24 protein-coding genes are annotated in these 26,580 nt (G+C 64.1%); 7 read left to right on the top strand and 17 right to left on the bottom strand.

From position 1 onward, the window contains the following. The first annotated feature begins 94 nt into the window (after positions 1-94). Positions 95-1,012, top strand: a complete 918-nt coding sequence (locus P9230_RS22855) for a hypothetical protein (RefSeq protein ID WP_095776998.1) — start codon at positions 95-97, stop codon at positions 1,010-1,012. A 76-nt stretch (positions 1,013-1,088) separates the two neighbouring features. Here the strand turns inward: P9230_RS22855 and P9230_RS22850 are convergent, their stop codons facing one another. From P9230_RS22850 to P9230_RS22805, 10 genes are all read right to left on the bottom strand, one after another. Further along, on the bottom strand, positions 1,089-2,486 hold the full coding sequence (locus tag P9230_RS22850; protein ID WP_067324170.1) for an NAD(P)(+) transhydrogenase (Re/Si-specific) subunit beta: 1,398 nt from the start codon (positions 2,484-2,486) through the stop codon (positions 1,089-1,091). Position 2,487: 1 nt separating this feature from the next. Further along, the gene (locus tag P9230_RS22845) at positions 2,488-2,910 is read right to left on the bottom strand and encodes a proton-translocating transhydrogenase family protein (protein WP_067003367.1); all 423 of its coding nucleotides are present in this window, start codon (positions 2,908-2,910) and stop codon (positions 2,488-2,490) included. Then, on the bottom strand, positions 2,910-4,178 hold the full coding sequence (locus P9230_RS22840) for a Re/Si-specific NAD(P)(+) transhydrogenase subunit alpha (RefSeq protein WP_127240541.1): 1,269 nt from the start codon (positions 4,176-4,178) through the stop codon (positions 2,910-2,912). Before P9230_RS22840 ends, P9230_RS22845 begins: the two co-directional genes overlap by 1 nt. A gap of 86 nt (positions 4,179-4,264) precedes the next feature. Further along, on the bottom strand, positions 4,265-4,489 hold the full coding sequence (locus P9230_RS22835) for an aa3-type cytochrome c oxidase subunit IV (RefSeq protein ID WP_095799174.1): 225 nt from the start codon (positions 4,487-4,489) through the stop codon (positions 4,265-4,267). A gap of 273 nt (positions 4,490-4,762) precedes the next feature. Further along, the gene (locus P9230_RS22830) at positions 4,763-4,912 is read right to left on the bottom strand and encodes a DUF3096 domain-containing protein (protein ID WP_067003359.1); all 150 of its coding nucleotides are present in this window, start codon (positions 4,910-4,912) and stop codon (positions 4,763-4,765) included. A 146-nt stretch (positions 4,913-5,058) separates the two neighbouring features. Then, the gene (locus P9230_RS22825) at positions 5,059-5,979 is read right to left on the bottom strand and encodes a hypothetical protein (RefSeq protein ID WP_245466692.1); all 921 of its coding nucleotides are present in this window, start codon (positions 5,977-5,979) and stop codon (positions 5,059-5,061) included. Between the two features lie 223 nt (positions 5,980-6,202). Further along, positions 6,203-8,518 carry an EAL domain-containing protein gene (locus P9230_RS22820; RefSeq protein WP_067003356.1) on the bottom strand — a complete coding sequence of 772 codons (2,316 nt, stop codon included), beginning with the start codon at positions 8,516-8,518 and terminating at the stop codon, positions 6,203-6,205. A gap of 254 nt (positions 8,519-8,772) precedes the next feature. Then, positions 8,773-12,276, bottom strand: coding sequence for an indolepyruvate ferredoxin oxidoreductase family protein (locus tag P9230_RS22815; protein WP_278120886.1), 3,504 nt, complete (start codon positions 12,274-12,276; stop codon positions 8,773-8,775). A 175-nt stretch (positions 12,277-12,451) separates the two neighbouring features. Continuing rightward, positions 12,452-12,979: a hypothetical protein gene (locus tag P9230_RS22810; protein WP_278120831.1), complete on the bottom strand. Its 528-nt coding sequence runs from the start codon at positions 12,977-12,979 to the stop codon at positions 12,452-12,454. After that, on the bottom strand, positions 12,972-13,580 hold the full coding sequence (locus tag P9230_RS22805) for a CGNR zinc finger domain-containing protein (RefSeq protein ID WP_095799170.1): 609 nt from the start codon (positions 13,578-13,580) through the stop codon (positions 12,972-12,974). Before P9230_RS22805 ends, P9230_RS22810 begins: the two co-directional genes overlap by 8 nt. A gap of 94 nt (positions 13,581-13,674) precedes the next feature. Between P9230_RS22805 and P9230_RS22800 the strand changes: the two genes are divergently transcribed. The 4 genes from P9230_RS22800 (at position 13,675) to P9230_RS22785 (ending at position 18,263) form a co-directional block, all read left to right on the top strand. Beyond that, positions 13,675-14,580, top strand: a complete 906-nt coding sequence (locus P9230_RS22800) for a branched-chain amino acid ABC transporter permease (RefSeq protein WP_278120830.1) — start codon at positions 13,675-13,677, stop codon at positions 14,578-14,580. 243 nt (positions 14,581-14,823) lie between these two features. Continuing rightward, complete coding sequence (locus P9230_RS22795; protein ID WP_095799169.1) at positions 14,824-15,429, top strand: TRAP transporter small permease subunit; 606 nt, start codon at positions 14,824-14,826, stop codon at positions 15,427-15,429. After that, a complete protein-coding gene (locus P9230_RS22790) occupies positions 15,426-17,222 on the top strand; it encodes a TRAP transporter large permease subunit (RefSeq protein WP_278120829.1) in 1,797 nt (598 codons plus the stop codon). Before P9230_RS22795 ends, P9230_RS22790 begins: the two co-directional genes overlap by 4 nt. Positions 17,223-17,234: 12 nt before the next feature. Then, positions 17,235-18,263, top strand: coding sequence for a zinc-dependent alcohol dehydrogenase family protein (locus tag P9230_RS22785; RefSeq protein WP_067324152.1), 1,029 nt, complete (start codon positions 17,235-17,237; stop codon positions 18,261-18,263). An 83-nt stretch (positions 18,264-18,346) separates the two neighbouring features. On the opposite strand, the gene P9230_RS22780 is transcribed toward P9230_RS22785, so the two are convergent. Further along, on the bottom strand, positions 18,347-19,456 hold the full coding sequence (locus P9230_RS22780) for a TRAP transporter substrate-binding protein (RefSeq protein WP_067003340.1): 1,110 nt from the start codon (positions 19,454-19,456) through the stop codon (positions 18,347-18,349). A 245-nt stretch (positions 19,457-19,701) separates the two neighbouring features. On the opposite strand from P9230_RS22780, the gene P9230_RS22775 reads away from it, so the two are divergent. Next, the gene (locus P9230_RS22775) at positions 19,702-20,475 is read left to right on the top strand and encodes a gamma-glutamyl-gamma-aminobutyrate hydrolase family protein (protein ID WP_067324150.1); all 774 of its coding nucleotides are present in this window, start codon (positions 19,702-19,704) and stop codon (positions 20,473-20,475) included. Positions 20,476-20,481: 6 nt separating this feature from the next. Here P9230_RS22775 and P9230_RS22770 read toward each other — a convergent pair whose 3' ends face one another. The 5 genes from P9230_RS22770 to P9230_RS22750 all read right to left on the bottom strand — a co-directional run bounded on the left by P9230_RS22770 (position 20,482) and on the right by P9230_RS22750 (position 24,701). Next, complete coding sequence (locus tag P9230_RS22770; RefSeq protein ID WP_164747262.1) at positions 20,482-20,874, bottom strand: hypothetical protein; 393 nt, start codon at positions 20,872-20,874, stop codon at positions 20,482-20,484. A gap of 131 nt (positions 20,875-21,005) precedes the next feature. Continuing rightward, positions 21,006-21,989 carry a 2-hydroxyacid dehydrogenase gene (locus tag P9230_RS22765; protein WP_095799167.1) on the bottom strand — a complete coding sequence of 328 codons (984 nt, stop codon included), beginning with the start codon at positions 21,987-21,989 and terminating at the stop codon, positions 21,006-21,008. After that, a complete protein-coding gene (locus P9230_RS22760) occupies positions 21,986-23,008 on the bottom strand; it encodes a LacI family DNA-binding transcriptional regulator (protein ID WP_067324144.1) in 1,023 nt (340 codons plus the stop codon). The genes P9230_RS22765 and P9230_RS22760 overlap by 4 nt, the downstream gene beginning before the upstream one ends. Positions 23,009-23,069: 61 nt before the next feature. Next, the gene (locus P9230_RS22755) at positions 23,070-23,954 is read right to left on the bottom strand and encodes a DMT family transporter (protein ID WP_164747264.1); all 885 of its coding nucleotides are present in this window, start codon (positions 23,952-23,954) and stop codon (positions 23,070-23,072) included. 339 nt (positions 23,955-24,293) lie between these two features. Continuing rightward, positions 24,294-24,701 (bottom strand): DUF2000 family protein, encoded by a 408-nt coding sequence (locus P9230_RS22750; RefSeq protein ID WP_095799166.1) that lies wholly within the window; start codon positions 24,699-24,701, stop codon positions 24,294-24,296. 33 nt (positions 24,702-24,734) lie between these two features. On the opposite strand from P9230_RS22750, the gene P9230_RS22745 reads away from it, so the two are divergent. Next, positions 24,735-25,586, top strand: coding sequence for an AraC family transcriptional regulator (locus tag P9230_RS22745; protein WP_095799165.1), 852 nt, complete (start codon positions 24,735-24,737; stop codon positions 25,584-25,586). Positions 25,587-25,850: 264 nt separating this feature from the next. On the opposite strand, the gene P9230_RS22740 is transcribed toward P9230_RS22745, so the two are convergent. Further along, positions 25,851-26,321 carry a MarR family transcriptional regulator gene (locus P9230_RS22740; protein WP_067003705.1) on the bottom strand — a complete coding sequence of 157 codons (471 nt, stop codon included), beginning with the start codon at positions 26,319-26,321 and terminating at the stop codon, positions 25,851-25,853. Positions 26,322-26,580: the final 259 nt, after the last annotated feature.

Here is a 26,580-nt window from a genome sequence, read left to right as displayed (position 1 = left end):
GGTTTCGATGGGCCGCGGTATCTTGCTCTGGTTGCTCGGGGTTCCGATTCCGATCATCATTCTCATCATGCTTTTTGCCCGCTAGGAGGCTTCGATGCAGCCCACCCTATCGGCAACCGATGCTCCCGGTACGCTAGAATCCTCCGCCACCGCCGTCAGTTGGGGGCCGATCATCGCTGGCGCTTTCGCAGCCTCGGCTTTGACTCTCATCCTTACCTTGCTCGGCTCCGGACTCGGGCTGACGATGGTTTCGCCCTGGTCCGCGTCGAATCCTTCGGTCACCACCTTCGCGGCTACCACCGGCGCCTGGTTAATCGTCGTGCAATGGCTGTCGGCGGGCCTAGGCGGTTATCTTGCCGGGCGGTTGCGGACCAAATGGGTTGGCGTCCACACTGACGAGGTCTATTTCCGCGACACCACCCACGGCTTCCTTGCCTGGGCGCTGGCCACGTTGCTTGTCGCCGGTGTTCTCGGCTCGGTCCTGTCGGCTGCAGTTGGGACGGGCGTGCAGGCGGCATCCACTGTCGCGTCGGGCGCCGCGATGGGTGCCTCGGCAGGCGCGTCGGCAAACGCCAACGGCGCCTCGGTCGACAATGCGACATCGTATTTCGTCGACACGCTGTTCCGTCCGGCGGATGCGAGCAAGCTTGCAGCCGCCAATCCGCAAAACGACGCGGCGACCACGGCGCAAGCGTCTCGCATCCTGGTCGCAAGTGCCGCCTCCGGTGAGGTGTCGGCCGACGACAAGACCTACCTGGCGCAGCTTGTGACTGCCCGCACAGGCCTTCCGGAAGCCGACGCAAAGGCCCGTGTCGATGCGGTGCTTGCAAAGGTGGAGGAGGCTAAGACCAAGGCCAAGCAGGCGGCAGACACGGCCAGGAAGGCAACGGCCTCATTTGCCCTGATCGGCGCCTTGGCGTTGGTCATCGGCGCATTCATCGCCAGCGCTGCCGCGGCTCTCGGCGGCAAGCAGCGCGACGAAGACGAGGCGCTTTTCCTGTCCAAAGGCTAGACTGAACCATCCGGTGATTGAAAGACAAAGCCCGGCTCACGGCCGGGCTTTTCGGTCTTTGAGATGGCAAGCCGGATCAGTGATCGAAGGCCTTGACGATTTCCTCGGTCATCTTCTTGGCGTCGCCGAGCAGCATCATGGTGCCGTCCTTATAGAACAGCGTGTTGTCGATGCCGGCATAGCCCGAACCCAGCGAGCGCTTGACGAACAGGCAGGTGCGGGCCTTGTCGACGTCGAGGATCGGCATGCCGTAGATCGGGCTGCTCTTGTCATCTCGCGCGGACGGGTTGGTGACGTCGTTGGCGCCGATGACATAGGCGACATCGGCCTGGGCGAATTCGGAGTTGATATCCTCCAACTCGAACACCTCGTCATAGGGCACATTGGCCTCGGCGAGCAGCACGTTCATGTGGCCGGGCATGCGGCCGGCAACCGGATGGATGGCGTATTTGACCTCGACACCGTTGGCCTTGAGCTTGTCGGCCATCTCGCGCAGCGCGTGCTGGGCCTGCGCGACCGCCATGCCGTAGCCGGGCACGATGATGACCTTCTGCGCGTTCATCATCAGATAGGCGGCGTCGTCGGCCGAGCCCTGCTTGACGGTGCGCTCGATGCCGTCGTCGGCAGCCGCAGCCGTCTCGCCGCCGAAGCCGCCGAGAATGACGGAGATGAAGGAGCGGTTCATGCCCTTGCACATGATGTAGGACAGGATCGCACCGGAAGAACCGACCAGCGCACCGGTGATGATCAGCGCCAGGTTGCCGAGCGTGAAGCCGAGCGCCGCTGCCGCCCAACCGGAATAGGAATTCAGCATCGACACCACGACCGGCATGTCGGCGCCGCCGATCGGGATGATCAGAAGCACGCCGAGCACCAGCGAAGCGGCGACGATCAGCCAGAAGATTAGCTTGGATTCGGTGGTGACGAGCAGCACGATCAGCACCACGAGGGCTACGCCGAGCGCGATGTTGATCAGGTGGCGGCCGCCGATCATGATCGGCTTGCCGGACATGCGGCCGTCGAGCTTGAGGAAGGCGATGACCGAGCCGGTGAAGGTGATGGCACCGATCGCGACGCCGAGGCTCATCTCGATGAGCGCCTGGGCATGGATGTCGCCGGCCGTGCCGATGCCGAAGCTTTCCGGCGCGTAGATTGCTGCCGCCGCCACCATGACGGCGGCGAAACCGACGAGCGAGTGGAAGGCGGCGACCAGCTGCGGCATCGAGGTCATGGCGATGCGGCGCGCCACATAAGCGCCGACGCCGCCGCCGATGGCAAGCCCGAGCACGATCAGGCCGAAGCGGCCAGCCGAGGGCAGCGCCAGCGCCAGCGTGGTGGCGATGGCAATGCCCATGCCGATCATGCCGTAGAGATTGCCCTGGCGGCTGGTGGTCGGATGCGACAGGCCGCGCAGCGCCAGGATGAACAGGATGCCGGAGACCAGATAGAGGAAGGAAGCGAGATTGACGGTCACGTCACTTTTCCTTCTTCTTGTACATGGCGAGCATGCGCTGGGTGACGAGGAAGCCGCCGAAGATGTTGACCGAGACCAGCACCAGGGCGATGAAGCCGAAGCCCGCCGCAAGGCCGGAGGCGGCGATGCCGACGGCAAGCAGCGCGCCGACGACGATGACCGAGGAGATGGCGTTGGTGACGGCCATCAGCGGCGTGTGCAGCGCCGGCGTCACCGACCAGACGACATAATAGCCGACGAAGATCGCCAGCACGAAGATGGCGAAGCGGAAGACAAAGGGATCGATGGCGCCGCCCGAGAGCGCGTGCGCGGCGTTGCCGGCAGCCTCGGCGCCGGCGGGCGCATTGGCGAGATCCTGCACCGCGAGGCGTACGGCAGCGGTCGCCTGATCGAGCTGGTCGAGGGCTTTCTGCAGCTGTTCCATCACGCGGTCCCTTCTGGCTTAGGCGAGGGTGACTTGGCTGCGGCCCTCCTCCTGGGCGCCGGTTTCTTGTCGGCGGCATCCGCAACCAGGACCGTGGCCGGGATCGCAGCCGGCTCGGTGCGCGGCTGCCCGGCGGCCTTGGCGAAACTGGGGTGCACGATTTGGCCGGCATCGGTCAGCATCGTCGCCTTGACCAGCTCGTCATCGCGCTTGATGGCAAGGGTCTTCGTCACCTTGTCGACCATTGTCTCGAGGAAGGCGTAGAGGTTCTTGGCATAGAGCAGCGAGGCGGATGCCGCGACACGACCGGGCACATTGAGATGGCCGACGATCTTGACGCCGTTTTCCGTCGTCACGACCCTGCCGGGTTGAGCGCCTTCGACATTGCCGCCGCGTTCGACCGCAAGGTCGACGATCACCGAGCCCGGCTTCATCGAGGCGACCATGGCGGCCGACACCAGCTTCGGCGCCGGACGTCCAGGGATCAGCGCCGTGGTGATGACGATATCCTGCTTGGCGATGTGCTCTGCGGTCAGGGCCGCCTGCTTGGCCTGATATTCCTTCGACATTTCCTTGGCGTAGCCGCCGGCGGTCTCCGCCGCCTTGAACTCCTCGTCCTCGACCGCCAGGAACTTTGCGCCGAGCGACTGCACCTGCTCCTTCACCGCCGGACGCACGTCGGTGGCGGTGACGACGGCGCCGAGACGGCGCGCTGTGGCGATCGCCTGCAGACCGGCGACGCCGACGCCCATGATGAAGGTTTTTGCTGCCGGCACCGTGCCCGCCGCCGTCATCATCATCGGCAGCGCGCGGTCATATTCGGCCGCCGCATCGACCACCGCCTGGTAGCCGGCAAGATTGGCCTGCGAGGAAAGCACGTCCATCACCTGCGCGCGGGTGATGCGCGGCATGAACTCCATCGAGAAGGCGGTGATGCCGGCACTGGCCATCGCGGCAAGCGCCGCATCGTTGCCGTAAGGATCCATGATGGCGATGACGGCCGCGCCCGATTTGTAGCCCTTGAGCTCGGCATCGGTCGGCCGGCGCACCTTCAGCACCACATCGGCGTTCTTGGCGTCCCCGGCAGTTCCAATCGTGCCGCCGGCGGTGACAAATTCCTGATCGGTAATGCGCGAGCCCAGGCCGGCGCCCTTCTCGACGATCACCTCGAAGCCCAGGCCCGCCATCCTTTTCACCGTCTCGGGCGAGGCCGCGACTCTCGGCTCGTTCGCGTCAAGCTCACGAGGGATGAATACCGTCTGCCCCACCGCATGATCCTTTCGGCTGGAACCTTGCTGCGCAAGGCGTCGGCCGGGACCTCCGGCGGAACGTCAAACGCAATGGCTTGGAGAGTCTACCGCAGAATGAAATAGCCGACGGCCATGATCACGATGAACAGGATGGTCGCCGAGAAGAAGCCGCCCGCGAAGAAGCCGAAGGCCATGGCCAGCAGAATGGCGGCGCAGACGAGCGAGCCGTATTTGGCCAGCGCGAGGAATGCGTTGTAGGTACGATCATGCTCGGCATAGTCCATCTGCGCGCCCAGTTCGACAGGACCGGTCGGCGTGTGATCAGCCATAGGAATACCCCTTCGAAAATGCCTTCGAGGCACATAGCGAAAAGCCGGAGCAAGAGCAATGGCGCTATTGCCGCACGGCCGGCGACAACAGCCTCAAACGAAAGTTGAAATGGGCGGAAGCTAAAATTGCGATGGGAGGCCCTCGCCGTGGCGAGGGGCATCGTGGGCCTTTAAAGCGCGTCGCGCTGAATCGGATTCAGGCGAGACGCTTCAAAGCTCGTTTTGATGGGTGCCGTTGCCCAGAACCGCTGCACGGTTCCGGGCGAGATTGCATTAGGCGGCGAGGTGCGGAAACAGGCCGAGCAGGCCGACCACGATCAGATAGAGCGCGACGATGTAGTTGAGCAGGCGCGGCATCACCAGGATCAATATGCCGGCGATCAGCGAGATCAGGGGCGTGAGCGCAAGCGAGTGGATGGTCATAATCGTACTCCTTCCCGTGAAAAACCCGATTTGAGCCGGCGACAAGCCTGGGGGTCAAGAATGCGGCGCCGCCGATGATCAGTGACGCCGGTACTCGTAACGCGGGAGCCGCGGGGAAGGTTCATGAGGCGCGGTAGGACGCCCGTTCAGGCGGCATCGCGATAGTATTTGGCCGTCGGTACGATCGACAGAGGGGTGAGCCGGTTGATGGCCGGATTGGCGAACATCATCCGCTGCTCCACCGGCGTCGACTTGAAGAACGGGAAGCGGTCGAGCGTCTGGCGCAAGTTTTCACCGCAGGGGATCTCGAACAAGGCGATCGGCGCAAGGACACCCGGAAACACCTTGCCTTCTGTCCGCTGCACGGCATGGAAGATGCGGGCGTAGTAGGCGGAATGTTCGACCTTGACCGGCGTCAGCACGGCCGTCTGGCCAAAATAGCTGGAAGCCACCATGCCGAGCCTCAGCGTCAGGAAAGGCAGGACTCCGGGCGCGGGCGCGCTATCCGCGTCGGTTGCGAACCGGGTTCCGTCTATGAAGGTTTCTCCGCGGGCAAGCCGCTCTGCCAAGATTTCCGGATAGGCGTCGACAGAGGGCGAATAGGGGTGCTCGCGGGAAATGTAATGGAGCCGCAGCGTGCTGACCAAGTGGCCATCGAAATAGACGCCGAACCGGTAGGAATTCGGCAGGTTGTCCCAGCGATCCTCGAACATCCCGCTGGCGATCGGGCCGCACATGCCTGAGCGCAGGTAGGACTGATAGCGAAGGCGGTAGATCGCCTCCAGATCCTCGCCCCCCGTGATCAAACGATAATCGACATGCTCCAGCAATTGCATGATCGAACGATTCAGCGCCGAGCCAGCATTTGCGCCGGCGTCAGCCTGCGCATCGTTTCTTGCAGCATCCATCCTCAAGTCCTCGTATCCGCCTGTAAACAGGCTATTCGAGTCAAAATGAGACACAAGCCGAAAATTCGATACTGCTGGTTTACCTTCCGTTAACCTTAACAATGCGCCGGAAAGGGTTGCGCGGAAAAGTCGACCGCACACTCGGACCTTGGCACGCATCCGATGTCAAGGAGTTCACAGATGCCAGAGCTGAAAGGACTTGGCTGCCGCAGCTACCGGTAATATAGGGCATCAAGCCAAAATACTTTGCCGTATTGAATTGCTTAGAGAAAACAAATGTGAGCTTTTGATCCTGAACAATCGGGTCAAAACCTTCCGATTGGACGAAAATTGCTGCGTAGCCAACGCAACGCGCATTCTTAATCCTGAATGATGAAATTCCCTATCTGGCCGACCGTCTGGGGGCGAGGCGCAGGTCCGCGGCGAATGGCCAGGTGACGTTCGACATCGTCTCGATGCCGGACGCGCTGAGCGCGGCGCCGAACAGGAAGCCTTGCACGAGGTCTGGCTTGACCGAACGCACCAATATCTTCAGCTGCTCGAAAGTCTCCACCCCTTCGATCGTGACGACCAGGCCCAGCGTCCGGGTCAAGCCGACGATACCCTTCAGAAGATCGAGCGACTGGGGGCTCTGGGTCACGTCGATCAGGAAGGAGCGATCAATCTTGATCTTGTCGAGCGGCAGCTTGTGCAGGTAGCTGAGGCTGGAATAGCCGGTGCCGAAGTCGTCGAGCGCGATGCGGACGCCCAGCGCTTTCAGCTCTTCGATCAGCTCGCGGGTCAGTGATTTGTCGTCGAGCAGGGCAGTCTCCGTCACCTCGATCTCGAGCCGGTGCGGCGCAAGGCCCGACGCCGCCAGCGCATCACGCACCTTCTGCACGACGTCGCGGTTGCGGAAGTCCTTGGCCGACAGGTTGATCGAAACGCTGGTCTGGGCCGGCCATTTGGCGCATTCGGCGCAGGCCGCCTGCAGCACGAAAGAGCTGATCTCGGAGATGATGCCCATCTCCTCGGCCAGCGGAATGAAGACGCCCGGCGAAATCGGGCCGAGATCGGGATGATCCCAGCGGCAGAGCGCCTCGCAGCTGGCGATGCGCATGGTGCTCATCGACACGATCGGCTGGTAGACGACGCGCAACTCCTTGGCTTGCACGGCGCTGCGCAGATCGGCCTTCATCAGCTGGCGATTGCGGAAGGCGGCGTCCATCGATGCCTCGAACAGCCGCCAGCTGTTCTTGCCGAGCTCCTTGGCTTTGTAGAGCGCGAGGTCCGCCTTGACGATCATGCCGTCGACGTCGGTGTCCTTGACCACGGACAACACCGCGCCGCCACTGGTCTGGATGCGCAGGCCGTGACCGGCGACGTCGACTTCGCCCTGCAGGCCGGCGAAGATCTCGTCGAGCAGGCTGCTGAGATGGCTCTCATCCTCGATGCGGTCGAAATAGATCATGAATTCGTCGCCGCCGAAGCGGCTGACATTGATGCCCGGCCCGGCGACCGCTGCCAGGCGCTCGGCTACGGCGTAGATCAGACCGTCGCCGACCGGGTGGCCGAGCGTGTCGTTGACGCTCTTGAAATCATCGAGGTCGAGCACCGCCAAGCCGCAGAGCCGGTCGCGGTCGCCGGACGCCATGGCTTCGCCGACCAGCTCGTGGAAGTAGGCACGGTTCGGCAGGCCGGTGAGGTTGTCGTAGCGCGCCATGAAGCGGATCTTTTCCTCCGCCTCGACCCGGGCCGTGACGTCCTCGAAGGTGATGACGCCGAGTTCCTGGCTGCCTTCGCGCGCGGAGAACTCGTAGTGCTGGCCATTGGCGAGCGACACGAGCACCTTGCGGTCCCGGCCCTCGCGCAAGGCGCGCGTCAGCTGCGCCTCGATGTAGCGGCAATCCTTCGGTGCCAGCATGCCGCCGGCGACGCCGCGCATCAGAAGGCCGTGGATCGAGCGCCCGAGCAGCGCGTCGGCCGATTTCAGCGACATCAGATGGGCGGCCTCGGCATTGGCGACGGCGACGCGCCCGTCGGGGCCGAGCATGACCAGGCCGTGCGACATCGTGTTGAGCGCGCGGTCGAACCTGCGCGTCAGGTTTCTCGCCTGCTTGTGGCCGATGACTGCCGAGAACAGCACGTTGCGGACATGATCGGCGCCGGTGATGGTGATGAACGTCATCGGGATGATCATCAGGCCGAGGACGACGGAGGGCGCGTCCATGCGCAGCAGGAGCGCGAGAGCCGCCGGACCGATGAAGGTCACGGAAAAGATCCGCACCATGCGCGGCGACCCATAGTTGCGGGCGACAACGGTGACCAGGGTCGCCAGCGTGAGCGACATTGCCGCGAGCTCGGCGAACGGTTCGGGATATATGTAGATCGACACGAAACATAGCGCGCCCAATCCGAGACCCTGAAGGCAGCCCTTCAGGATGTAGCTGCGCTCCAACCGCTGCGCGTGTTCGACATCGGCAATCGCGCCGCCTGTCCTCAGGAAGCCGCGAATGCCGAAGTAACGGATAAGGCTGACGGAAAGCAGGGCAAAAGAAAACGCCAGGAACAGGGGATTGTGGGTGCGCAGATAGATCATGAATCCGAGGATCCAGTAGCACGCGCCACCGATCAACAACATGTGCGCGTTGTCGAACAACGACCGCACAAATTGGATATAAACATCCGCTGGGATGCTTTCGGTCTTTGTTTTGCCCATAGGGTCGGCCCAACGCTAAGCCTTGTCATGACACAACCGCCTTAAGAAAGGCTTAGAACAGAACCGCCTTGAGCAGCGGCTTCGGTCTGCCGGCCCAGGGCCGCAAAGGACCTAACGCATGTCACCCACAAGTGAGCAGCGGTTTTGGAGAACGACCTGCATCGAACAAAGGCCTAAAGCGCCTCTCCTGGATCCATTTCCACGCGAGGCACTTTAGGCCGACCGACGAAAACTTCGGGATTGGTCTGGCGCAATCACTCGGCAGCGCTGAGAACGGGCACCGGAGCGGCCTCGGTCAGCCGCTGCAGCAGCCTGGAGCGCTCTTCGGACGCCTTGGCGGCGCTGGCCTGCCGGACATGGCCATAGCCGCGGACGAGCGCCGGAACGGAGGCCAGAGCGGCGGCGGCCTCGACCTTGCCCGGCGCAAGTGCTGCGGCGATCAGATCGAGATCGGCCTCGTATTGCGCAAGCAGTTGCCGCTCGGCGCGCCGTTCGGCGGTATGGCCGAACGGGTCGAACGCGGTGCCGCGCAGGCCTCTCATGACAACAAGCAGGCGAAATGCCTTCATCATCCACGGGCCGAAACTCGATTTCCTCGGCTTGCCGTCATTGCCGCGCCGCCCGAGGATCGGCGGCGCGAGGTGAAATTCCAGCTTTTCGTAGCTTTGGAACTGCCTTGCGAGATCGGCGGCGAAGCTGCCGTCGGTGTAAAGCCGGGCCACCTCATACTCGTCCTTGATCGCCATCAGCTTGAAGAGGTTTTTCGCGGCCGCCTCGGTGACGGCCGTCGAGCCGGGAATCGCTCTCGCCTCGGCTGCGCGCAGGGCCGCGACCCTGTTGGAATAGCGCTTGCCATAGGCGGCGTTCTGGTAGGCGGTGAGGAAAGCCACCCGCCGGGCGACAATGTCGTCGAGCGTTTCGGGTGCCGACGCCGGCTTGCCGGTACGACCGACCAGGCCGCGCACGAAATCCGGCTGGTGCGCGGCACGACGGCCCCAGCGAAAGGCGGCGATGTTCATCACCACCGCTTCGCCGTTCAATTCTATCGCTTTTTCAACGGCTTCGGCCAAGAGCGGTAGCCCGCCATGCTGGAAGGCGAAGCCGAGCATGAACATGTTGGCGCCGAGCGAATTGCCGAACAGCGCGGTCGCCGTGCGGGTGGCATCGAAGAAGTGGGCCTTGTCGTCGCCGGCGGCGGCACGGATCGCCTTCTTCAGCCGCTCGACCGGCAGCGAAAAATCGGCGGAACGGGTGAATTCGCCGGGCATGATCTCGGCGGTGTTGGCGAGGAACATGGTATGGCCCTCGCGCACCGCGGCGAGCACCTTTTTGGCGCCGGAGACGACGAGGTCGCAGCCAAGCACAAGATCGGCCTTGCCAGCGGAAACGCGGATGGCGTGGATGTCCTCGGGCGTCGGGGCGATGCGGACATGGGTGAAGACCGAGCCGCCCTTCTGGGCAAGGCCCGCCATGTCGATCATGCCGCAGCCCTTGCCCTCGATATGGGCAGCCATGCCCAGCACCGCGCCGATGGTGACGACGCCGGTGCCGCCGACACCGTCGATGATCGCCGCCCAGCCCTGAGATCCGAGTGGAAATTCGGCGGGTGACGGCACGCCTTCGAGCGGATCGCTCTTGCCGGCAATCCCCTCGGCCTTCCTGATCTTGCCGCCATGCACCGTCACGAAAGAGGGGCAGAAGCCGTTGAGGCAGGAAAAATCCTTGTTGCAGCTCGACTGGTCGATCCGGCGCTTGCGGCCGAATTCGGTCTCGACCGGCTGGATCGAGACGCAGTTCGACTGCACGCCGCAATCGCCGCAGCCTTCGCAGACCAGCTCGTTGATGAAGACGCGCTTGTCGGGATCGGGGAAGGTGCCGCGCTTGCGGCGCCGGCGCTTTTCCGCGGCGCAGGTCTGGTCATAGAGAAGCACCGACACGCCCTTGACCTCGCGCAGCTCGCGCTGGACGAGGTCGAGGTCGTCGCGGTGATGGATCGTGGCGCCGGGCGGGAAATCGGCCTTGCCGGCATATTTGGCCGGCTCGTCGGTGACGACGGCGATGCGCTCGACGCCCTCGGCGCGCACCTGTCTGGCGATCATATCGACGGTGAGGCCACCTTCGTGCGGCTGGCCGCCGGTCATGGCGACTGCGTCATTGTAGAGGATCTTGTAGGTGATGTTGGCGCCTGAGGACAGCGCAAAGCGGATCGCCAGCGCGCCGGAGTGGTTGTAGGTGCCGTCGCCGAGATTCTGGAAGATATGGCCGCGCTTGGAGAACGGCGCCTGGCCGACCCATTGCGCGCCCTCGCCGCCCATGGCGGTGAAGCCGACCGTGTTCCGGTCCATCCACAGCGCCATGAAGTGGCAGCCGATGCCGGCGGCGGCAAGCGAGCCCTCCGGCACCTTGGTCGAGGAATTGTGCGGGCAGCCCGAGCAGAAAAACGGCGTGCGCGAACCGATGTCGACGGTATCGGCGAGCATCGCCTGGAACTGGCGCAGCTTCGCCACGCGCGCCGCGATCTCCTCCGAGGGGCCGATGGTACGCAAGATACGCTCGCCGAGCGCGATCGCGATCTCGTTCGGGTCGAGCGCGCCCTTTGCCGGAAACAGCCAGTCCCCGCGCTCGTCCTTCTTGCCGACGATGGCAGGCTGAATAGCGGAGCCGTAGAGGTTCTCGCGCAACTGCACCTCGATCAACGAGCGCTTCTCCTCGACGACGACGATGGTCTCGAGGCCGCGGGCGAAGTCGGCGACATGCTGATAATCGAGCGGCCAGGGGCAGCCGACCTTGAACAGGCGGATACCGATGCGATTGGCCGCATTTTCGTCGATGCCGATATCCTCCAGCGCCTGGCGCACGTCGAGATAGCTCTTGCCTATGGTGATGATGCCGAGCTTCGGGTTGCGGCCGCCCGAATAGACGGTCCGATTGAGCCCGTTGGCGTGGATGAAGGCGGAGGCGGCGGCGCGCTTGTGCTCATGCAGGCGCTCCTCCTGGCCGAGCATGTCGATCTCGTGGCGGATGTTCAGACCGCCCGGCGGCATGTCGAAGTCGGGAATGACGATGTTCAGCCGCGCGATCGAGGCGTCGACCGAAGCGGTCGATTCGATGTTGTCCTTGACGCATTTGATCGCCGCCCAGGTGCCGGCGAAACGCGACATGGCGAAGCCAAAGAGACCGTAGTCTATGATCTCCTGGACGCCGGCGGGGTTGAGGATCGGCACCATGGTGTCGACGAACAGGAATTCGGTGGCATGTGCGTTCGTCGAGGATTCGGCCATGTGGTCGTCGCCCATCAGGGCGAGAACGCCGCCATTTTTCGACGAGCCGGCGAGATTGGCGTGGCGGAAAACGTCGCCGGAGCGGTCGACGCCCGGCCCCTTGCCGTACCAGACGGCAAAGACGCCGTCATGGGTGCCTTCGCCGAGCAGCTCGGTCTGCTGCGAGCCCCAGCAGGCGGTGGCGGCGAGCTCTTCGTTGAGGCCCGGCTGAAAGACGATGTCGGCCTGCGCAAGCTGCCGCTTCGCCTTCCACAGCTGCATGTCGAGGCCGCCGAGCGGTGAGCCGCGATAGCCGGAGACGAAGCCTGCGGTGTTGAGGCCGGCGCAGCGGTCGCGCTCACGCTGCATCAAAAGCATGCGCACGACGGCTTGCGCCCCGGACAGGAAAACGCGCTCCTTGCCAAGGTCGAACTTGTCGTCGAGCGCGACGTCATGCAGCGTCATCAGGCATGTCCTCTGCGGAGGCGCGCCGCGGATCGGCGGCCAACGTCGGAGTGAGAGGCCGCAGTCTTTCTTCCCTTGCGGGACAGGTCAAACGAAATCGCAGCGGCCAGAGCGCACGCAACAAACGGTCCCGCTGGAAGCGGTCGCCGCATTCAATCGCACGCTAAACGCTTTGCAGCGCACGAAAATTTCGACCGGTCAACGGGCCTCAAGCCGCCTTCGAGCAATCCGGCTTGGGCGCATCCGGCAGCTTGCCGTCGGGATGGCCGGCAAGGTCCGGGTTGAGCTCGTATTTCGGCCCGATCACCAGCGGCCGGTCCGGCAGCATGGTCTGGTCCGCCGAGGAAGTCATCGTCGTCTCGAGGCTTTGAAGCAACGTGCCGCTCGAATCCTCGATGCGGATCGTGACGGAATAGGGCTTGCCCTTGACCACGCAGGTGAGCGGCGGGCTGGTCAAGGTGATATGCGGAAGCTTCGGCCAGATTTTCTGGTTGACGATGAGCGGGTCGCCGCCGGCCGGATTCTGGAAATTTACCACGGCAACCTGTCCCTCGCCCATCGGCCGCAGCGGTCTCAGCGTGATGACATAGGTGGCGATGCCAAGCCGGTAGTTGAACTCGAACAGCTTGCCGGAAATGGCGAAGAGCTGCTCCTTGCCGGTGTCGCGGCAGGCGCCGAGCGCCGTCGCGGCGATCAGGGCCGCGCCGAGAGCGATCGAACGGAATTTTCTAAGCATTGGTGGCCTCCCTGGCCGCCGTGCGGCGGCGATAGTAGCGGTTCGCTTTCTGGCGGTTGCCGCAGACGGCCATGTCGCACCAGAGGCGGCTTGAGTTGCGGCTGCGGTCGATGAAGAGCCAGCTGCAGTTCGGACAGATCCTGAGCCTGGCAACGGTGTCGTCGCGCAGCAGCGAAAGCGCCGAGACGGCCAAAGCCGCCTCGAAAGCGATCGGCGTCGCCGGATCGCCAAAGGGCCTGCCCGGCGCGCCGATTTCGATGCTGCTGCCGGAGAGGCCTTTGGCGCAGGCGGTCAGGAAATCGGGCAGATGGCCGGCGGCGATCGCGCGTTTCGCTATGGCATCGCGGAACAGGCGGTCCGTCGCTTCGCGGATCGACAGCACGACCGCGGCGATGTCGCCCGGCTGAGGGGCCTCCAGCCGCCGGCCGCCAAGCTCGGCGGCGCGAAAGCCGCTCGCCGCCTCGGCGAAGCGGGCGATCTCGGCCGGATCAGCGAAACGGTCGAAGGTCCTTCCGGGATCGTTGCGCAGGACGACCGTGTTCGCCGTGTCGAGCGCGAGGATGCCGCCGGTGAAGCGGTGCGGGGTCCAGGAAACCGTCATGCCGGAAATCTAACCGATAAAACGTATTTGACAAGTTAGATTCCGGGTGCAACGCTCCAAACAGGGCCATTTCGCGCGGCCCTAGGGATGCTCTATGCTCTATTTCTATCAGCAGGTGCTGAACGGGCTGCATTCGGGCGCGCTCTATGCGCTGCTCGCCTTCGGCTACGTGCTGACCAACGGCATCCTGCACCGCACCAACCTTGCCTATGGCGCGCTGTTTGCCTTTTGCGGCCACACCATGATCCTGACCGCCGCCTTCGGCTATCAGGCGCTGTGGCTGACGCTGTTTGCCTCGGTCGCGCTAGGTATCGTTACTGCCCTGCTCTATTCGGTGCTGATCAGCCAGGTGCTGTCGCGCAGCGTGTTCGAGAGGCTGGCGGACCGGTCGCCTAATGCGATCGTGGTGACGACGCTCGGCATCTTGCTATTCCTGTCGGAAGCAAGCCGCATCGCCGCCGACACGCATGATCTCTGGCTGCCGCCGATGCTCGCCCAGCCCGTCGTCTTCGCGCAGGGTGCCGGCTTCAAGGTGACGCTGACCGTTATCCAGCTCTTGGATTGCGCGGCGGTGATGGCGATGGTGGCAGTGGCCGCCTGGCTGTTTTCGCATTCGCGCTTCGGACGGGCCTGGCGGGCCGTGTCCGACGACCCGAAGGCGGCCGCGATGTGTGGCATCGATGTGACCGCGGTGTTCCGCCGCGCGGTGCTCTATGGCGGCTTCTGCGCGGCTTTTGCCGGCATGCTCGCCGGCATCTATTACGGCAACATCAGCTTCGGCACGGGCCTCGTCTACGGCCTCAAGATCCTGTTCGTGACGGCGGTCGGCGGCTACATGTCGCCGCTCAAGGCTGCTCTCGGTGCCGCGGCCTTCGGCATGGCCGAATCGCTGTGGGCCGGTTATTTCCCGCTCGAATGGCGCGACGGCTGGATATACCTCTTTCTCGTCGCCATGCTGGTGCTGATCGGCGCCGGCCGCGACCAGGCCAAGGTCGCCTGAAACCCATCAGACTTTGGTTGCATGACGCGCCGTGAGGTGACCGGTTTTTACCGTTGCTCGCCGCGTGGATCGCCGGCACGTGCTTTGCCATGTTGACCATCCGGGCCACGCACTGCATACCGTTGGGCCAAGCGGCGCGACACCGGAGGGGGACTCGGGCGCGGCGCCAGCACTTTGATTTAGGCATCGTGCTTTCCGAAATCGATCGCGATTCTCGGGGCCGGTGCGCGAGGGAGGAAATGCATGGCAGGGCTGCTCGCTCTATCCACGACGATCGACCGCATCAACGAGTTCATCGGCCGCTGGATCTCGTGGCTGATCCTGCTTGCGATCCTGGTGAGCGCCGGCAACGCAGTCATCCGCAAGGTGTTCGACATCTCCTCCAACGCCTGGCTCGAACTGCAGTGGTATCTGTTCGGCGCCGCCTTCATGTTGGCCGCCGCCTATACGCTGAAACAGAACGACCATATCCGCATCGACATCGTCTACGGCATGTTCCCCCGCCGCGTGCAGCACTGGATCGACCTCCTCGGCCATCTCCTCTTCCTGATGCCGTTCGTGGTGCTGATGGTGATCTACTTCGTGCCTTACGTGTCGCTGTCCTTCCGCAGCGGCGAGATGTCGACCAATGCCGGCGGGCTGATCGTCTGGCCGGCCAAGGCCATCCTGCTCGTCGGCTTCTTCCTGCTGGCCATCCAGGGTGTCTCGGAGATCATCAAGAAGATCGCCATCATGCGCGGCGACATGGAGGATCCCACTCCCTATGTCTCGGCCCACGACCAGGCCAAGCTCGAGGCCGAAGCGCTTGCCGAAGAAGCCAAGGCGCTGTCCGGCGAGGTGCGCTCATGATCGAGTTCATCGCGCAGAACATGGCGCCGATCATGTTCGCCTCGCTGATCATCTTCCTTTTGATCGGCTACCCCGTCGCCTTCTCGCTCGCTGCGAACGGCCTGTTGTTCTTCTTCATCGGCGTGCTCTTGTCGCCCTATTCCGGCGGCTCGATCAACCTCGCCTGGCCGCTGCTGCATGCGCTGCCGGATAATTTCTACGGCACAAGGGTGATGTCGAACGACACGCTGCTGGCCATTCCATTCTTCACTTTCATGGGAATCGTGCTGGAGCGATCCGGCATGGCCGAGGACCTGCTCGACACGGTCGGGCAGCTGTTCGGCCCGATCCGCGGCGGGCTTGCCTATGCGGTGATCTTCGTCGGCGCACTGCTTGCCGCAACGACCGGCGTGGTGGCGGCCTCCGTCATCGCCATGGGGCTGATCTCGCTGCCGATCATGCTGCGCTACGGCTACGACCGGCGCCTCGCCTCGGGCGTTATCGCGGCTTCCGGCACACTGGCCCAGATCATCCCCCCCTCGCTGGTGCTGATCGTGCTGGCCGACCAGCTTGGACGCTCGGTGGGCGACATGTATGCGGGCGCGCTGATCCCCGGCCTCGTTTTGACCGGCATCTACATGCTCTACATCCTGATCATGTCGATCGTCCGGCCGAACTCGATGCCGGCATTGCCGCTCGAGGCCCGCACGCTCGGCCACGGCGTGATTTCGCTGATCGTGGCGCTGCTGGTGACCGGCGCGATTTCCTATACGGCCTATCGTTACCTCGCGCCGACTCATGGCGACAATGCGGACATCCTTGGCGCCACCGTCGGCGTGATCGTCATCTACATCGTGGCGATCGCCGACCAGCGCCTCCACATCAACATGATGTCCAAGCTGGCACAGCAGGTGGTGATCGTGCTGATCCCGCCGCTGGCGCTGATCTTCCTGGTGCTGGGCACCATCTTCCTCGGCATCGCCACCCCAACCGAGGGCGGCGCCATGGGCGCCGTCGGCGCGCTGATCATGGCGGGCTTCAAGGGGCGACTGACGATGGATGTCATCAAGCAGGCGCTGGCCTCGACGACGCGGCTCTCCGCCTTCGTGCTGTTCATCCTGATCGGCGCGCGCGTCTTCTCGCTCACCTTCTACGGCGTCAACGGCCATATCTGGGTCGAGCATCTCTTGACCTCGCTGCCGGGCGGCGAGACCGGCTTCCTGATCGGCGTCAACGTGCTGGTTTTCGTGCTCGCCTTCTTCCTCGACTTCTTCGAGCTCGCCTTCATCATCGTGCCGTTGCTGGCGCCCGCCGCCGACAAGCTCGGCATCGACCTGATCTGGTTCGGCGTGCTGCTTGGCGTGAACATGCAGACCAGCTTCATGCATCCGCCGTTCGGCTTCGCGCTGTTCTACCTGCGTTCGGTCGCGGCGCGCGTGCCCTATCTCGACCGCATCACCGGCAAGCAGATCGCGCCGGTCACCACCGGCCAGATCTACTGGGGCGCGGTGCCGTTCGTCTGTATCCAGGTGATCATGATCGGGCTTACCATCGCCTTCCCGCAAATGGTAATGCGCTACAAGGGCACCGCGGTCGAGCCGAGCACGATCGACCTCAAGCTGCCGGACATGCCGGGACTTGCGCCGCTCGGCACGCCGCCGGGCGACAATGGCGCGGCGCCCGCCAGTGGCGGCTCGGCGCCCGCCGCGCCTGGCACCCCGGACTTGTCACAGCCGCCGAATTTCGGCGATACGGCCCCCGCCAAGCCGGCGACGCCGGCACCCGATCTTTCCAAGCCGCCGAGTTTCAACTGAGGTGACCAAGTCATGAGAGCCGTACGGCTGGAAGCAATCGGCGGCATCGCCCTTCGTGCGGTCGACAAACCTGCACCGGGGCCGGAGGATGTTCTGGTGCGGATCGAAGCCTGCGGCGTCTGCGGCACGGACCGCCACCTGTTCCATGGCGAATTCCCGTGCACGCCGCCGGTCACGCTTGGCCACGAATTCTGCGGCATCGTCGAGGCGGTCGGCGACGCGGTGTCCGGCATCGCCGTCGGCGATCGGGTCACGGGCGACCCCAACATCGCCTGCGGGCGCTGCAGCCAGTGCCGGGCCGGCCGCGTCAATTTGTGCAGCAATCTCAGGGCCATCGGCATCCACCGGGACGGCGGTTTCGCCGATTATGTCGTGATGCCGCAAGGCCAGGCCTTCCTCCTGCCCGGCAACCTCCAGCCCACGCATGGCGCCTTCTGCGAGCCGCTGGCCTGCTGCCTGCACGGCATCGACCTCGCCGGAATCAGGCCCGGCGACTCGGTGGTGGTGCTCGGCGGCGGCGTCATCGGCCTGCTCACCGTGCAATTGGCGAAGCTTGCCGGTGCCGCGACCATCATCCTATCGACCAGGCAGGCCTCGCGCCGCGCGCTGGCCGAAGAACTCGGCGCGACCGCTACGGTCGATCCCAGCGCCGTCGATCCCATCGAGGCCATCGCCGGAAAAGCCGGGCTTGTGCCGGGCGGCGTCGACGTGGTGCTGGAATGCGCCGGGGTTCGCGACACGGTTGAGCAGTCGATGCGAATTGCCAAGGCCGGAGGCACGGTGGTGATCGTCGGCGTGATGCCGCAGGGGCAGAAGGTGGCTTTCGAGCCTTTCGACGTGCTGTTCCGGGAGTTGAAGGTCCTCGGGTCCTTCATCAATCCCTTCACGCATCGACGCGCCGCGGACCTCATCGCGTCCGGCGCGATCGAGATCGACAAGCTGATTTCCAGGCAGGTGCCACTCGAAGAGGCGCCGCAGGTGATCTCGAACCCAGCCGCCCCCGGCGAGGTCAAGGTGCTGGTCGTGCCGGGCCGGACCTGAAGTCCTGCAACGTTGGCGATTGGCGAAACCGGCGGTGACAGCGCCCTCTCCCCGTCACCATAGGGGAGAGGGCTAATCCCCGGCTACAGCTTGCCGTTACGCTGCTGCACCATCATGAAGGTATCGTAGTTGTATTCGGCGACCTGGGCCCAGAGATAGTGCTCCTTGCGGAAGCCTTTGATGGATTCCCAGATCTTCTTGAACGGCGCGTTGTTGGCCTCCATTTCGGCATAGACTTCGTTGGCCTTTTCGAAGCAGGCAGCCATGATTTCCTGGCTGAAGGGGGCCAGCTTGGCGCCGCTGGCGACCAGCCGCTTCACCGCCGCCGGATTGAGGTAGTCGTATTTCTGCAGCATGTTGGCGTCGGCGGCTTGCGCGGCCGTGTGCACCAGCGACTTGTAGGCGGGCGACAATTCCTCGTATTTGGCCTTGTTGAACATCAGATGCACGGTCGGGCCGCCTTCCCACCAGCCGGGATAGTAGTAGTAGGGCGCGACCTTGTAGAAGCCGAGCTTCTCGTCGTCATAAGGGCCGACCCATTCGGCGGCGTCGATCGTGCCCTTTTCCAGCGCCGGGTAGATGTCGCCGCCGGCGATCTGCTGCGGCACGACGCCGAGCTTCTGCACCACCTTGCCGGCAAAGCCGCCGATGCGCATCTTGAGGCCGGAAAGATCGGCGACCGTGTTGATCTGCTTGCGGAACCAGCCGCCCATCTGCACGCCGGTGTTGCCGCCCGGCAGGCCGAACAGGCCTTGCGTTGCAAGGAATTCGTTGAAGAGGTCAATGCCGCCGCCATGATAGTGCCAAGCGTTCATGCCGCGCGCGTTGAGCGAGAACGGCACTGCGGCACCCAGCGCCCAGGTTGGGTCCTTGCCCCAATAGTAATATGCCACCGTGTGGCATGCCTCGACGGTGCCTGCGGCGGTGGCGTCGGCCGCCTGCAGGCCGGGAACGAGCTCGCCCGAGGCGAAGACCTGAACCTGGAAATTGCCGTCGGTCGCTTCCGACAGCATTTTTGAGAACACTTCCGCACCGCCATAGATCGTGTCGAGCGATTTCGGGAAGGACGATGCCAGCCGCCAGGTCACTTTCGGATTGGACTGGGCTATCGCCGGCGTGGCAAGCGCGGCGGCCGCTGCCGCGACACCGACACCGGATGCACCGGCCTTACGGATGAACGAACGACGATCCATGCATTTTCCTCCCGTTTAGAACCAACAGACCGATATTCGGACATCCGCGGTGCCCTGATCGGCTGCGCGAAACAATACACGGGCAAGATGTCGAGTCCAGCACCGCGGGCAACGTGCAACTATAGTCTAACGCCGACCCTCCTGGCCCATTCGGAGAACCGAAACTTGCCATGGCAAAGTGCCGACTGATCGCCTATTTTGTAGGCAGAATAATTCGTTAGCCCTCGATGGAACCCGGATCCAAAATGCAGCAGCCGCTCGTTGCCGTCTCAACCGATGTCCGCCAGTTCGACAACTACACATGGCATGCCGCGCCCCAGCAATATATCGAGGCGGCGATCGCCGGCGCCGGCGTGTTCCCGCTCCTGGTGCCGTCCTTCGGCGACCGGCTCGATTTCGACGAGCTGCTGTCCTCGGTCGACGGCGTCATGGTGACGGGTTCGAAATCCAATGTGCATCCCTCGCTCTATGGCGGCGATCCCAGCGAGGCCAACGGCCCCTACGACCCGGCGCGCGACTCCACCACGCTGCCGCTGATCCGCAAGGCGATCGAGCGCGGCGTGCCGCTGCTCGCCATCTGCCGCGGCATCCAGGAGCTCAACGTGGCGCTGGGCGGGACGCTCGGCACCGAGATCCAGGAGCGCGAAGGCTCGCTCGATCACCGCGCGCCGGTGAGCGACAATCAGGACGAGCGCTTCGGCATCCACCAGACGATTTCGATCAAGCCTGGAACCTGCCTCGCCGGCGTGTTCGGCGCCGGCGACATCAAGGTCAACTCGCTGCATCGCCAAGCGATCGACCGGCTCGGATCGAAACTGCAGGTCGAGGCTTTGGCGACCGACGGCACGATCGAGGCCGTCTCGGTCAAGGAGGCCCGCGCCTTCGCCGTCGGCGTCCAGTGGCACCCCGAATATTGGGTGAAGTCGGACAGCAACTCGGCAAAGATCTTCCGCGCCTTCGGCGATGCCGTGCGCCTGCATGCGGCGGCGAAGGCCGGTGCACGCGCGGCGGCGGAATAGCCGAACTCAGTCGCTGGTCGTCGCGTTCAGCGCCAAAAGCGGGGCGGCCGGCGCATAGGATTCGTAGCCGTCGCCATCAGCAACACCGAAGGTGACGATCGGATCGATGCCGTTCTCGCTGAACGCGACCGAGCCGTCGGCCTGCTCGCGCCAGAATTTCACACGCTCGATGCCAGGCATCAGCTTGCTGCAGTTCGGAGCAATTGTCAGCAGCGACAGGCCGTCCGAGACCTCGGCGCCGCGCTTGATTGCGCAGGCCGCTTCGTCGCCATTGGCTGTCAGCCGATAGCTGTTGGAGAGGCCGGCTTGCTCGACCGCGCTTTGGCCGTTGCCGTCGTGCAGGGACTGAACGCCCCCGTATAAGGCGACTGACGCAACCAACCCGGCTAACAGCTTCACTCCGCCTCTCCACATCCTGGCTTGCCGTGCCATGCTGTTCTCCAAACCACGCGCCGATTTGGACAACATGCATAACGAAGTATGCAGAATGATGGTTAAGCAGGCGTTAATAAACGTGGCAGGCCTTCCGCTCAGGCGCGTGGCTTGACGTTGATCGTCTCCGGCACCGGGGTCAGCGGCCGGTGCTCGCCGAACCAGGAGATGAGATTGTCGACGCACAGATCCGCCATGGCCCGGCGGGTGTGGTCGGACGCAGATCCGACATGCGGCAGAAGGGAGGTGTTGGGCGCATCGAGCAGCGCTTTGGGCACATTCGGTTCGTCGGCAAAGACATCGAGCCCGGCGGCAGCGATGGTGCCATTGGAGAGTGCTGCAGCCAGAGCCGCCTCATCAACCGTGCTGCCGCGGCCGATATTGACGAAGACGCCGTCGGGACCGAGCGCCGCCAGGACCGCCGCGTTGATGGCTTTCTCCGTCGCGGCCCCGCCCGGCGCGATACAAATCAGCGTGTCGACCGCTTCGGCCAGACCCTTAAGCGTCGCATGGTACTCGTAGGACAGGCCATCGACCTGGCGGCGGTTGTGATAGGCGATCGGCAGGCCGAAAGCCTCGAGGCGACGGGCGACGGCGAGGCCGATGCGGCCCATGCCGAAGATGCCGACGCGGCGGCCGCGCAAGGTGAGCCGGCTCAGGCGATAGTCACCCTTCTTCACCCAGTCGCCGTCGCGCAGCCATTTCTCCGCAGCGTACATTTCGCGCACCGTGTTGATCAACAGCCCGATGGTGGTGTCGGCAACCTCCTCGGTCAGCACGTCGGGCGTGTTGGTGACCATGACGCCGCGGGCGGCCGCGTGACGAGCGTCGACAGAGTCGTAGCCGACGCCGAAATTGGCGATGATCTCGAGATTGGGCAGCGCGTCGATCATGGCCGCGCTGATGCCGCCGAAGGAGGCGATGCCGCGCACGCTCTCGCGCATCTCGCCGGTGACGAGCGACGGATCGGCGCGCTCGATCCGCACGCGCTTGAACGCCTTGTCGATCCGGCCGATGGCATGGTCGTTGAAACGGCCCGGCACCAGGATGGCGACCGGCGACTTCGCTTCTGTCTGTGTCATTGACGCTCCACCGGCTTGCCGGTGGACTGGCGTACGTGCAGCTCCGGCTTGATCAATTCCTGCGACGGCCGCACGGCCTGCCCGTTCAGCTTGTCGAGCAGCGCGCTGGCGGCGCGGCGGCCGACCTCGCGCTGGCCATTCCAGACCGTGGTCAAGGCCGGCGTTGCTATCGCAGCCTCCTCCAGGTCGTCGTAACCAGTGACGGAGATATCGACGCCCGGCACCAGACCGGCGCGCGCGATGCCGTTCATCAGTCCGATCGCAACCAGATCATTCCAGCAGCAGGCGGCGGTCGGCTTGTCCTTCAGCGCCAAGAACTGTCCTGCAGCCTCGAAACCGGCCTGCTTGGTGCGCGGTCCAGGAATGCGCCAGGACGGCTTCACCTCCAGCCCGGCCGCTTCCATGGCGTTGACATAGCCCTGGTAGCGGTCGCGGCCGGTCGAGGTCTGGTCCGTGCCGCCGATCATGGCGATGCGTTTGTGGCCGAGCGAGATGAGATGGTTGGTCGCGAGTGCGGTGCCATAGGCATCGTCGCCGCGGAAGACCGGCACGTCGGCGCCGGTGACGGTGCGCGCGATCAGCACCGCCGGGAGGCCGTTTTCCTCGGCCATGATGATGTCCTCGGCCGGCGTGCCTATGGCCGGCGACATGATGACGCCGTCGGCGCCGAGCTGCAGCAGCGTGTCGATGAAGGTGCGCTGCTTTTCCAGCTGGTCATAATGGTTGGACAGGATGAAGGTCTGGCGGCTGCGGTCGAGCTCGCTTTCTATCGAGCGCAGAATCTCGGCGAAGAACGGGTTCATGATGTCGTGCACGACGACGCCGACAATGCCGGAGCGCGAGGTGCGGAGCGACGCGGCCCGTCGGTTGTAGATATAGCCGATGGCGCGCGCGTGCTCCTTGATGCGCTCGCGCGTCGAGCCGGCGACCAGCGGGCTGTCGCGCAGCGCCAGCGACACCGTTGCCGTGGATACGCCAAGCGCATCCGCGATCGTCGAAAGCTTGATCTTCTGTGCCAGCCTTGGTCCCCGAGGCCTTTAAACTGTTTAAATGGGGCTTATGCCATCGATTGAGAGCAAATCAAAGTTTTTTTGCCAAGCTCTCGGCTTCCGTGTCCAAGGAAGCGGAATTGCGCAGGCGAAGCCTATGCTCGCGGTGGATGATGTACAGGCCGCTGACGACGATGATGGCCGCCCCGAGCAGGGTCCAGCGGTCGGGAAACTGGTGGAAGATCAGCCAGCCGGAGATGATCATCCAAACCATCTGCGAATAGGGGTAAGGCGCGAGCGCCGTCGTCGTCGCCAGGCGATAGGCCTGGACCAGGAGCCAATGGCCGCCGGCGCCGAAGACGCCGAGCATCAAAAGGATCACCCAGTGCCAGCCGTCCTGCGGCAGGGACAATGACAAGGGCAGCATGGGCAGGAGCAGCACCGCCGGCGCCAGCGCCGAGAACAGGATCAGGCTCTCGGATGTCTCCGTCGACGACATGCGCCGGGTCATGATGACGTAAAAAGAATTCGACAGCATCGAGCCCAGCGCGAAGAGATGGCCCATGCCGAACACGCCGACGCCGGGCCGGGTGATGATGAGGACGCCGACGAAGCCGGTGAGGATCGCCAGCCAGCGCCGCCAGCCCGCCCACTCGCCGAGCAGCGGGCCGGCCAATGCGGTGATCACCATCGGGCCGAAGAAATAGATCGAGGTGGTCTCGGCGAGCTGCAGCGTCCTGAGCGCCAGGATGTTGAACATGGTCGAGCCGAAAAGCAGACATCCGCGCAGAATGTGCGCCGGCAGGTTATTGGCGCGGAAGCGCGACGGCTCGCGCCAGCCGCGAAGGAAAACCCCGACAAGCAGGACATGCACGATGAAGCGGGCCCAGGCGACGATCAGCGCCGAGACGCCGGCGAGCACCAGATATTTGCTTGAGGTGTCGAGAAAGGTGAAGCAGACATAGACGCAGAGCATCAACAGCATCGCCGCGGGCGGCGTCGCGCTGTCGTCGTGATTTTTGGGAACGCTCAAAATCGGGCCGGAGGAGAGGTAGACGCCACCCTTTTGCGGCAATCGCCGCCGGCCGGCAAGCCAAAAGCGACTGGCCCAACAAGACGTGTCGACAGGCTTAGAGCGCAGTGCCTTGGCGATCAGCAGAACGTTCCTGGTTCGTCATCCCGGGCGGAGCAAGGAGCGACGCGACGCGCGCAGACCCCAGGCTGACGAAGCAGGGAGGTCGCGGCCAATCTCGAACGTGCGCGACGTCGTCCGGACGAATGGTCAATCAGCCACCAAGAGCATCCTCCCCGAGGGTCAAGCATGCATGCGGGCGCCCTTGGTAATCTTGTCGACCAGCTTCTTTTCGGCGCGCAGCGCGATGCCGACGATCTTGGCGTCGTCCGGCGCGAATTCGGCGAAGACGGCGCGGTTGGCCAGGTCATGGCCGGTGGAGAACATCCCCTCGACATAGGCCGATGTCGTCACGCCGCGCTCCAGGGCCCGGCGGTGGATCGCGGCAAGCGTCGGCTCGTCCGCCGACAGCACGATCACGGGCTGGACCGAGAGCGGATTGAAGAGATTGCCGGCGCGGTCGCGATAGGGCTCGCCGATGATTTGAGGAGATTGCGCGACGATGCCGCTGGTCAGGAAAGCGGTAACGTTGAGCTTCTGCCAGACGGCGAGATCTTCCTTGAGGACGATTGCAAATTTCGTATCGAACACCAAAATGTTTCTCCCGGATGTGGATGAGGGACCATGGCGCACGATCTAGGCAATGAGGCGCTGGGAGGTCTTGAACGTTCGTGCGCTGAGGACGACCGGATCGTTTCGGCGCCCGGCGCCACGGGCCTCGAGCGCATCGAGGCGCGTTTCCACGGCAATGCCTTCGAATTGCACCGCCACGACACCTACGCCATCGGCGTGACACTCGACGGCGTGCAGCGCTTCCACTATCGCGGCGCGCTTCGGCACAGTCTGCCGGGCCAGGCAATCGTGCTGCATCCCGACGAACTGCATGACGGCGGCGCCGGCACCGAGCACGGCCTACGATACAGGATTCTCTATCTCGAGCCGTCGCTGCTGCTCGACTGCCTTCACGGTTCGCCGCTCCCTTTCGTTAAGGATGCTGTGGTGAGCGACCCTCAGTTGCGCGGCACGCTGCTGTCGGCGCTAACACCGCTCACCGAGGAGCTCGACGACCTGTTCTTGGCGGATTTCATCGCGCAGCTGGCGCAGCAATTGAAACGCCATGCCGGACAGCCGGCAAAATCAGCGGGAAAGATCGCGTGGCGGGCTGCCGCGCTGGCCCGCGACTATCTCGAAGAAAACGCTGAACGGCCGGTGCGTTCCGACGAGCTGGAGGCCGTTACCGGTCTCGACCGTTATGCGCTGTCGCGCCATTTCCGCGCGACCTATTCGACAAGCCCGCATCGCTTCCTGTTGATGCGTCGGCTGCAGCGGGCGCGGCGCATGATCGAAGCGGGAGAGCCGCTTGCCGAAGCCGCTGTTGCGGCCGGCTTCAGCGACCAGAGCCATTTCAACCGGCATTTCAAGAAGGCGTTCGGGCTGACGCCGGGACGCTGGGCGACGCTGGTGCGCGACGCTTAGCGTCGTCGCCCTTTCAGCCAAGCCGATGCTTGGTGGTGCCTGAGGCGACGATGCTGTGCATCGCGCTTGGGTCGCTCGAGACGACGCTGCGCGTCGCTCGTGGGTCACCAACGCCGGCGGCTAAGCGACGATGCTGCGCATCGCGCTCACGCGTCGCTCGAGACGACGCTGCGCGCCGCTCGTGGGTCACCAACGCCCAGCGGCTAAGCGACGATGCTGCGCATCGCGCTCACGCGTCCTCGAGACGACGCTGCGCGTCGCTCGTTAATCATCCAGCTCGGCGTCGTCGTCGATGAGGATCAGGTCCTCGTTCGACAGGTTGGCCTCGATGCGGGCGAGCAGCTTGAACAGCGCCTTCTGGTCTTTCTTGTCGAGACCCCTCAGCGCCTGCTTCTCGGTCTTCTTGACCGATTTCTCGATGGCGCGGATGGTTTCGCGGCCGGAGCCGGTGAGGAAAATATGGGCCTGGCGGGCATCGGCGTTGGAGGCGCGCTTTTCGAGAAAACCCTGCGCCTGCAGCCTGTTGATGGTTTTTGTGATCGTCGGCGGACGTACGCCGAGCTTGTCGGCGAGATTGCCGGGTGTCTGGCCGTCTTCGCGGTCGAGCGCCAGCATGATCTGGTCCTGGCCAGCGTAGAAGCCATGTGCCAGAAGGCGCGCAGCAAGCGCCGTGCGCGCCAGCCGCGCTGCCGAATGCAGCCGGCTCATAGTCGCCGTTCTGTCCGCCTTGGCCATGGTCATTCCCTCTTCGGCCGAACCGGCGCGGGCAGCATAGAGGCTGTCCGGCGGCTGGCAAATGACGATTTAACGAGTCCGGCCTGCAAACACTTTGCCGGCAAGCATTGCGTTGCCCGCGCAGGTGATGCCAGATGTTTATTTCAGTTAGATGACAAACGACTTTTGGCCCGCCGGCATTCACAGCGGAACATCCCGGAGGGGCTCTGATGCCGTGCGGCTGCCCTGTTACTTTAACCCACTGCGGCTGCCCCGATCG

The organism is Mesorhizobium sp. WSM4887, from assembly GCF_029625865.1.
Lineage (GTDB): Bacteria > Pseudomonadota > Alphaproteobacteria > Rhizobiales > Rhizobiaceae > Mesorhizobium.
Note: the sequence above shows the minus strand (reverse complement) of the source record. Positions and strands in the feature narration are given on the sequence as shown.

Bases quoted from the DNA above. Each gene is read 5' to 3' on its own strand.
- P9230_RS22805 (WP_095799170.1), bottom strand. From the start codon at position 13,580: ATGACGGTTTCCTGGACCCCGCACCGCTTCACCGGCGGCATCCTCGCG.
- P9230_RS22740 (WP_067003705.1), bottom strand. From the start codon at position 26,321: ATGGCCAAGGCGGACAGAACGGCGACTATGAGCCGGCTGCATTCGGCA.
- P9230_RS22825 (WP_245466692.1), bottom strand. From the start codon at position 5,979: ATGCGTGCCAAGGTCCGAGTGTGCGGTCGACTTTTCCGCGCAACCCTT.
- P9230_RS22775 (WP_067324150.1), top strand. From the start codon at position 19,702: ATGCAGCAGCCGCTCGTTGCCGTCTCAACCGATGTCCGCCAGTTCGAC.
- P9230_RS22830 (WP_067003359.1), bottom strand. From the start codon at position 4,912: ATGACCATCCACTCGCTTGCGCTCACGCCCCTGATCTCGCTGATCGCC.
- P9230_RS22765 (WP_095799167.1), bottom strand. From the start codon at position 21,989: ATGACACAGACAGAAGCGAAGTCGCCGGTCGCCATCCTGGTGCCGGGC.
- P9230_RS22780 (WP_067003340.1), bottom strand. From the start codon at position 19,456: ATGGATCGTCGTTCGTTCATCCGTAAGGCCGGTGCATCCGGTGTCGGT.
- P9230_RS22790 (WP_278120829.1), top strand. From the start codon at position 15,426: ATGATCGAGTTCATCGCGCAGAACATGGCGCCGATCATGTTCGCCTCG.
- P9230_RS22800 (WP_278120830.1), top strand. From the start codon at position 13,675: ATGCTCTATTTCTATCAGCAGGTGCTGAACGGGCTGCATTCGGGCGCG.
- P9230_RS22845 (WP_067003367.1), bottom strand. From the start codon at position 2,910: ATGGAACAGCTGCAGAAAGCCCTCGACCAGCTCGATCAGGCGACCGCT.
- P9230_RS22820 (WP_067003356.1), bottom strand. From the start codon at position 8,518: ATGGGCAAAACAAAGACCGAAAGCATCCCAGCGGATGTTTATATCCAA.
- P9230_RS22785 (WP_067324152.1), top strand. From the start codon at position 17,235: ATGAGAGCCGTACGGCTGGAAGCAATCGGCGGCATCGCCCTTCGTGCG.
- P9230_RS22810 (WP_278120831.1), bottom strand. From the start codon at position 12,979: ATGCTTAGAAAATTCCGTTCGATCGCTCTCGGCGCGGCCCTGATCGCC.
- P9230_RS22795 (WP_095799169.1), top strand. From the start codon at position 14,824: ATGGCAGGGCTGCTCGCTCTATCCACGACGATCGACCGCATCAACGAG.
- P9230_RS22855 (WP_095776998.1), top strand. From the start codon at position 95: ATGCAGCCCACCCTATCGGCAACCGATGCTCCCGGTACGCTAGAATCC.
- P9230_RS22755 (WP_164747264.1), bottom strand. From the start codon at position 23,954: ATGCTCTGCGTCTATGTCTGCTTCACCTTTCTCGACACCTCAAGCAAA.
- P9230_RS22745 (WP_095799165.1), top strand. From the start codon at position 24,735: ATGGCGCACGATCTAGGCAATGAGGCGCTGGGAGGTCTTGAACGTTCG.
- P9230_RS22835 (WP_095799174.1), bottom strand. From the start codon at position 4,489: ATGGCTGATCACACGCCGACCGGTCCTGTCGAACTGGGCGCGCAGATG.